Here is a 9,459-nt window from a genome sequence, read left to right as displayed (position 1 = left end):
GCGGACGAGGGGCGGGGGGCCTTGTCGGCGTTGTCGGCCTTGTGGTCGTCGGCCTTGTCGGCCTCGTTCAGGATGTCGTGGAGCACGCGGCGGACCGCCAGGCGTATCGCGGCGACCGAGGGGTGGGGACCCATATCCGAATCACTTCTTTCTGCGGGGTGCTCGGGAAGCGCTGTCACGCTGAGTGCGTAAATGGTGACAGAGGAGGTCTGTTACCCGAGCATCGCACGCCCGGCATTGCCGCCACGGTCCCTCGTACGGGTGATTTTGGGGCGTTTGGCCGGCGACCCGGACTAGGCGGGGCCGGGCCCCACCCTGGCCAGCCACTGCTCGGGGCGGGAGATCTCCTCCTTGGTGGGCAGCGTGTTCGGCGAGGTCCAGACCCGGTTGAAGCCGGCCATGCCGCCGGCGTCGACCACGGTGCGGACGAACCGCTCCCCGTCCCGGTACTGCCGCAGCTTCGCGTCGAGGCCGAGCAGCCGGCGCAGCGCCCGGTCGAGCCGGCCGGCGCCGGCCTGCCGACGCTTGGTGAACTTCTCCCGGATCTCGGCGACGGACGGCACCACGGCCGGCCCCACGCCGTCCATCACGTAGTCCGCGTGCCCCTCGAGCAGCGACATCACGGCGGTGAGCCGGTCCAGGATCTCCCGCTGGCGCGGGGTCTGCACCATGTCGACGATGCTGGGCCCGCCGGCGCGCTCCGCCTCGGCGGCCTCGTCCGCGCCCCGACCGCCCACCGCCTGTGCGGCCCGCCGCAGCCGCTCCACCAGGGTGGCCGGGTCCACGTCCGCCTCGACGAGGAAGGACTGGATCTCGCTCTCCAGGTGGTCGCGGAGCCAGGGGACGGCGGTGAACTGGGTGCGGTGGGTCTCCTCGTGCAGGCAGACCCAGAGCCGGAAGTCGTGCGGGTGGACGTCGAGTTCGCGCTCGACGTGGACGATGTTGGGCGCGACGAGCAGCAGTCGGCCGGCGCCCGGGCCCGGCAGGTCGGGGCCGGCGGGGGCGAAGGTCTCGTACTGGCCGAGCACCCGGGAGGAGAGGAACGCCAGCAGCATGCCGACCTCGACGCCGGTGACCTTGCTGCCCACGGCGGTGAGCGCGGTGCCGCCGGGCACCGCGGCGCGACGCTCCCGCATCCGGGACATCAGCGGCCCGAGCACCTCGCGGAACCCGGCCACGTTGGCCCGCACCCAGCCGGGGCGGTCCACGACGAGCACCGGCGTGTCGACGCCGCCGGAGTCGAGTGCGGTGAACTCCCGCACGTGGCGCTCGGAGGCGACGGCGTGCCGCCGCAGCTCGGCGACGACCGAACGGGCCTCCTCCCGGCTCACCTCGGGGCCCGGCCGCAGCATGCGGGTCGCGGTGGAGACCGCCAGCTTCCAGTCGACCAGGTCGGTACCGCCGAGTGACGTCATGCCCTCCACGGTACGGCGCCCCTCACCCCAGGGCTAGCGGCTCCGGGGGCGGGCTGCGGGCCCGGCGTCGGTGGGCGTCGTGAATGGGTGTTGTCGGTGGGCGACGTCAGTGGGCGACGTCGGTGGGCGTCGTCAGTGGGCCAGGCCGGCCAGGGCGGCGGCGGCCTCGTCGAGCGCCGACTCGGCCGCGGCCGGGTCCCTGGTCTCGGAGGCGAGGAAGGCGAAGGCCAGCACCCGGCCGTCGCTCGTGGCGACCGTGCCGGCCAGGCTGTTGACGCCGGTCAGGGTGCCGGTCTTGGCGCGCACCACGCCGGCGCCGGCGACGCCGGCCCCGCCCTCGTCGTACCGGCCGGCCAGCGTGCCGGAGAAGCCGGCCACCGGCAGGCCGGTGAGCGCGGCCCGCAGTTCGGGCCGCTCCGGGTCGGCGGCGACGGCGAGCGCGCGGGTCAGCAGGTCGGCGGTGACCCGGCCCTCCCGGTCGAGGCCGCTCGCGTCGACCAGGCGGGCGCCGTCGAGGGGCAGCCCGAGCCCGTCGAGCCGGGCGTGGACGGCACGGCTGGCGCCGCGGAAGTCGGCGGGCTGGTCGCTGGCGACCGCGGTGTGCCTGGCCAGCGCCTCGGCCAGGTCGTTGTCGCTGTTCGTCAGCATCCGTTCGACCAGCGCGGACAGGGGCGCGGAACGATGGACGGCCAACTCGTCGGCGTCGTCCGGGACGTCGCCGCGCTTCGGCTCGCCGCCCTCGACGTCGAGCCCGGCGTCCCGCAGGGCGTCGGCGAAGACGTCGGCGGCGTCGGCGGCCGGGTTGTCGGCGCGGGGCGCCGGACCGCTGGTGCTGTCGTCGAGGCGGCCCTCGTTGAGCTGGAGCGGAGTGATGATCGCGATGTTGTCGTTTACTCCGATGGGGTGACGCTGCTCGCGCGGGTAGAGGGAGACGTCGTAGCCGACCCGCGCCGCGTCCACGCCCCGGTCGGCGAGGGCGCCGACGGTGCTCCGCGCCAGGTCGGTCAGGTCGTCGGCGGTGAGCGTCGGGTCGCCGCCGCCGACCAGGACGACGCTCCCGGCCTCCTCGTCCCAGCGGACCATGGTGGCGAGCCGGTGGTCGGGGCCGAGCGCGTCGAGGGCGGCGACGGCGGTGACGATCTTGACGGTCGAGGCCGGCGTCCGGCTGGTGCCGGCGTGGTCGGCGTAGAGGGAGTCGCCCGACTCGAGGTCGATGACGGCCACCCCGACGTCCTCACCGAGCGCCGAGCCGCGCAGTAGCGGGCCGACCACCCGCTCCACCACCTCGGCGGCGGGCCCGGTGCCCTCGCCGTCCAGCGGTGTGAGCACCGGCTGCGCCCCGGGGACGGTGCCGGCGATCCGCTCGCCCTCCTCGCGCCGCACGTCGCCGGCGGTCGCCTGGTCGTGCTCGGCCGAGCGCTTGCCCGAATCCCAGGGGCCGGCGAGGGCGACCAGCAGCGCGGCGACGGCCAGACCGGCGGCGCCGGAGGCCATGACGAGGCGCCAGGTGGCCTGATGGGCACGGAAGTTGTCACGGAGGAACCGACGCGCCACCGCAAGCGTCTCCGCCGCCCTGTGCACCACGGACCAGCCCCTTTCGCGAGCAGACACCCCCGTGAGGGACACTTAACCACCTGTCGCGTGCATAGATCGGTTAAGGAGTCCCTCAGTGGAGTTCGACGTCACCATCGAGATTCCGAAGGGTTCGCGGAACAAGTACGAGGTGGATCACAAGACCGGACGCATCCGCCTGGACCGCCACCTCTTCACCTCGACGGTCTACCCGGCCGACTACGGCTTCGTGGAGGGAACCCTCGGGGAGGACGGCGACCCGCTGGACGCGCTGGTGCTGCTCGACGAGCCCACCTTCCCCGGCTGTCTGATCCAGTGCCGGACGATCGGCATGTTCCGGATGCGGGACGAGGCGGGCGGCGACGACAAGCTGCTGTGCGTGCCCGCGTCCGACCCGCGGATGGAGCACCTGCGCGACATCCACCATGTCAGCGAGTTCGACCGTCTCGAGATCCAGCACTTCTTCGAGGTCTACAAGGACCTGGAGCCCGGCAAGTCCGTCGAGGGCGCCAACTGGGTGGGCCGCGCCGAGGCCGAGGCCGAGATCGAGGCGTCGTACAAGCGGGCCGTGGAGGCCGGCGAGGGCCACCACTGAGGCACGGCGCGCCGGGGGCCGGCTGTGAGAGGCTGAGAACAGAGCCCGGACCGGCTCCTGGACGAGGTGCGCCGTACCCAGACCCACGACAAGACGGCGCGGGGAGTCGTGTCTGTCATGGCGTGGATTCTGCTGATCGTGTCCGGAGTGCTGGAGGCCGTCTGGGCGACGGCGCTCGGCAAGTCCGACGGATTCACCAGGCCGGTGCCGACCGCCGTCTTCGCGGTCGGCCTGGCGCTGTCGATGACCGGTCTCGCGCTGGCCCTGCGTTCCGTGCCGGTGGGCACGGGGTACGCGATCTGGGTGGGCATCGGCGCGGTGCTCACCGCCGGATACGGGATGGTGTTCGGCGGCGAGTCGGCGTCGCTGCTGCGGGTGGCGCTGCTGGCCGGCATCGTCGGCTGCGTGATCGGCCTCAAGCTGGCCCACTGATCCTGGCCTTCTGGCCCTGGTCGGCTGTCCTGGACGATGGATGCCGGCTGGCCGACTGATGCCGGCCGGGCGGGTGCTCAGAAGCCGCGGGTGCGCTTGGCGCCCCGGCGGCCGATCGGCGTGATGAGCCCGGGGGTTCCGATGAACAACCGGGCCATCTCGCTGCCCAGGTTCACTCCGACGGCGATGGCGAGCGCCAGCGTGATGGCGGTGAGCAGGTTCTGGATGCCGGCGTCCACGTTGCCCTGGGCGAAGCCGAGCAGGCCGAGGTAGACGGCGCCACCGGGCAGCAGCGGGCCGATCGCCGCCGTGACGTACGGCAGCGACGAGGTGAACCGGTAGCGGGACTCGAGCTGGCCGAAGAGGCCGACCATGCCCGCGCCGACGGCGGTGGCGGCGAACGGCGACAGGCCGGCCGTGTCGTGCATCGCGCCGTAGACCAGCCAGGCGATGCCGCCGTTGACGGTGGCGGGGACGATGGTGTTGCGGGCCTGCTGGAGCAGCACGCAGAAGGTGAGCGACAGCAGCAGCGCGGCGGCCAACTGGACCCCGGGACGGGTCTCGCGCTGGACCACGTCCGGTTCCAGGCTCACCCCCGAGGTCTCGCCCATGTAGAGCACGGCGATCACCCCGCAGACGATGCCGACACTGAGGTAGACCACCTCGAGGAGGCGGGCCGAGGCGGTGAGGTAGTAGCCGGTGAGGCCGTCCTGGACGCCGGCGACCAGGGCCCGCCCGGGGATCACCGCGAACAGGCCACCGGTGACCATGGCCGCGGCCTGGATCTCCCCGGAGCCCGAGGTGTGGCTGGCCGCCCAGCCGACGCCCACCAGCGCGGGCGCCATCGCGGACGCGGCGAACTGGTAGAACTCCGGCAGGCCGCGGCTCGCGGCCAGCCAGGCCAGCCGGTCGCCGAGCATCGCGCCGAGCGCGGCGAGCAGGAAGACCTGCCAGTTGCCGCCGACCAGGGTGCTGGCGGCGCCGGCCAGCAGGCCGCTGGCGATGGTGAGCTGCCACTTGGTGAACGGGTGCCGGTTCCGCCGGATGGTGGCCAGCCGGCCGTACGCCTCCTCCAGCGTGACCTCGCCGGAGGAGATGTCGTCCACCAGTTGGAAGACGGCGGCCAGCCGGGTGTAGTCGGTGCCGCGCCGGCGGACGGTGCGGCTCAGCGACACCGGCGCGTCGACCAGCGACGGCTGGTGCGTGATCTCGATCAGGGTGAACGTGACGGTGGCGTCGCAACGGTCGAGACCGTAGGCGTGCACCACTCCGAACATCGCGGCCTCGACGTCCTCCGCGCCCTCGCCGCCGGCCAGCAGCAGCTCCCCGATGCGCAGCGTCAGGTCGAGCACGCGGGGCACGGCGAGCGGCGCCCCGCCCTCCTCCCGTGGCACGTACTCCGGGGCCGGCCGCTCGGCCAGCGGCAGCCGGACCATGCTGCGCATGCGGTCCTGCCAGTACGTGCCGCGGCCGGCCTCGAGACCGGAGACCCGCGGTATCCCCTGGGCCGGGGTGTTGGCCGCGCCCGATCCGGCGCCACGCGGCGGGGCGAACCCCTCGGGGACGGCGAACTCCGACGTCGGGTGGTCGCCCTCGGCCGCGGACAGCTCCAATCCGACGGGGACGGCGAACTCCGAGCTCGGGTGGTCGCCCTCGGAAACGGGCAGCTCAAGCCCCTCGGGGACCGCGAACCCGGAGTTCGACTCCTGGTCCACCGCTTCCTCGCCACCCACGTCCGATCCCGCTCCTCACTACGCCGGGTGGGGCCCTCCGGAAGGCCCCCGCCGCAGCATAGGGTCATTCCTGGGGATTCGCCCGACCGGTGTGGCGGGCCGCGTTGGCCAGGATGGCGGCACGCAGATAGCGGGCGAGACCGGGCCGCACGGCGTCGATGTTGCGGGTGAAGCGCTCGTCCGCGACGTACATCTCGGCGAGGTGGGTGTGCATCTCGTGGCCGCACTCGTAGAAGTGCCGCGAGATCTGGAGCCGGTGCTCCTCGGCCGCGGCCATCGCCTCGGCCGATTCGGGCGCCGCGCCCGCGTCCATCAGGGCGACGAGGCGGTTGTTCAGCTCGTCGCCCTCGGTCTTGATCCGCTGCCAGTCCTCCTTTCGGTAGGTCGCCGACCGACGCTGGGACTCCCGGTACGCCTCGGTGTCGCCCCAACGCCGCTCGGCCTCGTCGGCGTACTGCTCGGGCTCGAAGTCGCCGAAGACCTCGAACCGCTCCTCGGGGGTGAGGTTGATGCCCATCTTCCGTGCCTCCATGGCTCGTTCGACGGACGTGGCCATGGCGCGGAGCCGCTCGATCCGCTCGGTCAGCAGTGCGTGCTGGCGGCGCAGGTGTTCCTGGGGGTTGGCCTCCGGGTCGTCCAGCAGGACGGTGATCTCCTCCAGCGGGAAGCCGAGCTCCCGATAGAAGAGGATCCACTGCAACCGGTCGAGATCGGCGTCCCCGTATCTGCGGTGCCCGGCCGGGGTGCGCTCGCCCGGCACCAGCAGCCCGATCTCGTCGTAGTGGTGCAGCAGCCGCACCGTGACCCGAGCGAACCCGGCGACCTGTCCCACCGAATAGCTCACGTCCGTCTCCTTTCGCGTTGCCCGAGCCACGGTGCGCCATCACGCGGCGTGAGGTGCAAGCCCGGAACCGCCCGCCGCTACGCGTCCCTGGCGCGCAGCACGACGTATCCCGCCGCCAGCGCCGCCACGGACCAGGCCAGCAGCACGGCGATCGCGATCCCCGCCCCGTAGGGTTCGTGGTCCCGTGTGATCAGCACCACGCCGGCGCTCGACGGCAGGTGGTCGGCGACACTCTCCAACCACCTGGCGCCTATCGCCCGCAGCAGCTGGGGCACGGCCAGCTGCAGCAGGACCAGGCCGGTGATCGCGCCCGCCGCGCTGCGCAGCATGGTGCCGATGCCCGTGGACAGCAGGGCCAGCGCGGCCAGATAGCCGCCGGCACCCGCCGCGGCCACCGCCGCGTCGGCGGCCGTGAACTCACCGTACTCACGCATCACGGGGGCGGCGCAGGCCGTACCGAGGATGCCGAGCAGCACGCCGAGCGCCGCCGCCACCGCCGCGGCCACGGCCGCCTTCCCGAGCAGCAGGCGCCAGCGGACCGGGACGCTCTGCAGCGTGGTGCGGATGGATCCGCTGGCGTACTCGCCCGTGACGGCCAGGGTGGCCAGCACGACGACGGCGAGTTGGGCGACCATCAGCGCGTCGGCCACCGCGTGTGGTGCCGGCCGGGCGGTGTCGAACCCGTTCTCCGCGCTGGCGAAGGCCGACATGCCGACCACGACCGAGGCGGCGGCGGTGAGCAGCCCGGCGGCCGCCAGGCTCCACCAGGTGGAGCGCACGCTCCACAGCTTGGTCCACTCGAAGGCGATCGCTCCCCTCATGCCGGGTCACGCTCCCCGTACTCGACGCTGCTCGCGGTCAGCTCCATGTAGGCCTCCTCCAGCGACGCCCGGCGCTGGCTGAGCTCGTGCACGGGGACCCCGTGTCGGAAGGCGAGGTCGCCCACCGCGGCCAGGGTGCCGCCCAGAACCAGGATCGCGTCGCCGCCCGAGCCGCCCGCTGGTCGCATGGAGAGCCCCTCTCCGGCCAGGTGCGGGAGCAGGTCGCCGAGGCGGGGGCTGCGGATCCGGATCGTGTTCCGCGAGCCGCGTTCGATGATGCTCGCGATGGGCTCGTCCGCTATCAGCCGGCCGCGCCCGATCACCACCACGTGGTCGGCGGTCTCCTGCATCTCGCTCATCAGATGGCTGGAGAGAAAGACGGTTCGCCCTTCGGCGGCCAGGCCACGGACCAGCTCCCGCAACCACCGCACCCCGTCCGGGTCGAGGCCGTTGACCGGCTCGTCGAGCAGGAGCACCGGGGGATCCCCGAGCAGGGCGGCGGCGATGCCGAGGCGCTGCCGCATGCCGAGTGAGAAGGAGCCGACGCGGCGGCCGGCCACCGCCGCCAGGCCGACCGTGTCCAGCACCGCCGTGACCCTGGCCGCCGGAATGCCGTTGCTGCGGGCCATGCCCGTCAGGTGGGCGCGCGCGGACCGCCCCGGATGCGCGGAGCGGGGGTCGAGCAGGGCGCCGGCCTCGCGCAGCGGGTGGCGCAGCTCCGCGTACGGGCGGCCGTTGACGAGGGCCTGGCCCGAGGTGGGCGCGTCGAGGCCCATCACCATGCGCATCGTGGTGGACTTCCCCGCGCCGTTGGGCCCGAGGAAGCCGGTGACACGGCCGGGCCTGACCTCCAGCGTGAGGGCTTCGACCGCCGTTCTCGCTCCGTGTTTCTTGGTGAGGTGTCGCATGCTGATCATGCCGCCGAGGTTAGGAACGGGGCGTGGTGCGGCGCTGCCGTCGATCGTCAGGAAACCACCTGACTTTCGTCAGTAACGCAGAGCGATGGCTCGTTGTTAGCGTGCCTGCCATGAAGCCCTGGTTTGTACTGATCCTCCTCACCCCGCTGGCGCTCGACGCGGAGGGCGCCAGCCCACTGCCGACGCTGGCGGCGGCGGTGACGATAGTGCTGGGCGCCGCGGTCAGCCGGCGGGCGCCCGCGCTGGGGCTGACGGCCGCCGGGGTGCTCGGGATCTTCGTCGAGGTGGACGGGGTGAGCCCGGGAGCGCCGCTGAGCGCGGCCGTCCTGCTAAGCCTCCTGGCCGGGCGGTACATGACGCGCCTGTGGCGCGCGCAGTACGCCTTCGCCGCCGCGGCGAGCGCGGGGATGGCGCACGCCGGGGCGAACGGCGATCTCGGCGGCTGGATCATCATCCTGCTCACCCAGTTCGGCACGGCCATGCTGCCGTGGTGGGCCGGCACCTGGTGGCGGCAGCGGGCCGACCTGATGCGCGCGGGCTGGGAGCGCGCCGAGCGGGCCGCGGAGCAGGCCCGGATGCGTGAGCGGGCCAGGATCGCGCAGGACATGCACGACTCGTTGGGACACGAGCTGAGCCTGATGGCCCTGACGGCCGGGGGGTTGGAGCTGTCACCCGGGCTGAGCGAGGAGCAGCGGGCGATGGCGACGCGGCTGCGCGAGGGCTCGGTGGCGGCGACCGATCGGCTGCACGAGGTGATCGGGCTGCTGGGGCAGGGGGAGGAGCCGACCGGCGACGAGATCCTGGATCTGGTCGAGCGGGCGCGGCGCTCCGGGGTGTCGGTCGAGTTGCGTGAGGAGGGCGGGCCCCAGGAGTGGGGCGCGCCGGTCCTGCGGCACGCGGCCCGGCGGGTGGTGCAGGAGGCGCTGACCAACGCGGTCAAGCACGCGCCGGGGTCGCGCATATCCGTCCGGGTGGCCCACTCGGAGGCCGGCTCGGTCGTCACGGTGACGGACACGGGCTCGTCGGCCGAGGCGGATCCCGGTTCCGCACCGGTCGGCAGCGGCACGGGCCTGATCAGTCTCGACGAGCGGGTCCGCCTGGCCGGGGGCGAGTTGCGGGCCGGGCCACGG

The 9,459-nt window shown here is 73.3% G+C and carries 9 protein-coding genes, 1 pseudogene and 1 riboswitch; of the genes and pseudogenes, 3 read left to right on the top strand and 7 right to left on the bottom strand.

Going from position 1 to position 9,459, the window contains the following annotated elements:
• From E1283_RS38975 to dacB, 3 genes and pseudogenes are all read right to left on the bottom strand, one after another.
• Positions 1 to 134 (bottom strand): annotated as a pseudogene (locus E1283_RS38975) (tRNA lysidine(34) synthetase TilS); the annotation flags it as partial.
• Positions 135 to 293: 159 nt separating this feature from the next.
• Positions 294 to 1,415, bottom strand: a complete 1,122-nt coding sequence (locus tag E1283_RS25005; RefSeq protein WP_132820400.1) for a zinc-dependent metalloprotease — start codon at positions 1,413 to 1,415, stop codon at positions 294 to 296.
• 132 nt (positions 1,416 to 1,547) lie between these two features.
• The gene (gene dacB / locus E1283_RS25000; RefSeq protein WP_243745087.1) at positions 1,548 to 2,999 is read right to left on the bottom strand and encodes a D-alanyl-D-alanine carboxypeptidase/D-alanyl-D-alanine endopeptidase; all 1,452 of its coding nucleotides are present in this window, start codon (positions 2,997 to 2,999) and stop codon (positions 1,548 to 1,550) included.
• A gap of 85 nt (positions 3,000 to 3,084) precedes the next feature.
• Here dacB and E1283_RS24995 point away from each other — a divergent pair, with 85 nt between their 5' ends.
• Complete coding sequence (locus E1283_RS24995; RefSeq protein ID WP_132820399.1) at positions 3,085 to 3,582, top strand: inorganic diphosphatase; 498 nt, start codon at positions 3,085 to 3,087, stop codon at positions 3,580 to 3,582.
• Positions 3,583 to 3,620: 38 nt separating this feature from the next.
• A riboswitch (guanidine-III (ykkC-III) riboswitch) is annotated at positions 3,621 to 3,685 on the top strand.
• Between the two features lie 14 nt (positions 3,686 to 3,699).
• Entirely contained in the window at positions 3,700 to 4,014 is a 315-nt protein-coding gene (locus E1283_RS24990) for a DMT family transporter (RefSeq protein ID WP_132820398.1), read from the top strand.
• Between the two features lie 77 nt (positions 4,015 to 4,091).
• On the opposite strand, the gene E1283_RS24985 is transcribed toward E1283_RS24990, so the two are convergent.
• The 4 genes from E1283_RS24985 to E1283_RS24970 form a co-directional block, all read right to left on the bottom strand.
• The gene (locus E1283_RS24985) at positions 4,092 to 5,747 is read right to left on the bottom strand and encodes a threonine/serine exporter family protein (protein WP_243745086.1); all 1,656 of its coding nucleotides are present in this window, start codon (positions 5,745 to 5,747) and stop codon (positions 4,092 to 4,094) included.
• Positions 5,748 to 5,811: 64 nt separating this feature from the next.
• The gene (locus tag E1283_RS24980; protein WP_132820397.1) at positions 5,812 to 6,591 is read right to left on the bottom strand and encodes a MerR family transcriptional regulator; all 780 of its coding nucleotides are present in this window, start codon (positions 6,589 to 6,591) and stop codon (positions 5,812 to 5,814) included.
• A 77-nt stretch (positions 6,592 to 6,668) separates the two neighbouring features.
• Entirely contained in the window at positions 6,669 to 7,412 is a 744-nt protein-coding gene (locus E1283_RS24975; protein WP_132820396.1) for an ABC transporter, read from the bottom strand.
• Positions 7,409 to 8,329: an ABC transporter ATP-binding protein gene (locus E1283_RS24970; protein ID WP_132820395.1), complete on the bottom strand. Its 921-nt coding sequence runs from the start codon at positions 8,327 to 8,329 to the stop codon at positions 7,409 to 7,411. Before E1283_RS24970 ends, E1283_RS24975 begins: the two co-directional genes overlap by 4 nt.
• 110 nt (positions 8,330 to 8,439) lie before the next feature.
• Here E1283_RS24970 and E1283_RS24965 point away from each other — a divergent pair.
• Positions 8,440 to 9,459 (top strand): sensor histidine kinase (locus E1283_RS24965; protein ID WP_243745085.1); only part of this gene is annotated, 1,020 nt, incomplete at its 3' end.

Source organism: Streptomyces hainanensis (assembly GCF_004348415.1).
Taxonomy (GTDB): Bacteria; Actinomycetota; Actinomycetes; order Streptomycetales; family Streptomycetaceae; genus Streptomyces; species Streptomyces hainanensis.
Note: the sequence above shows the minus strand (reverse complement) of the source record. Positions and strands in the feature narration are given on the sequence as shown.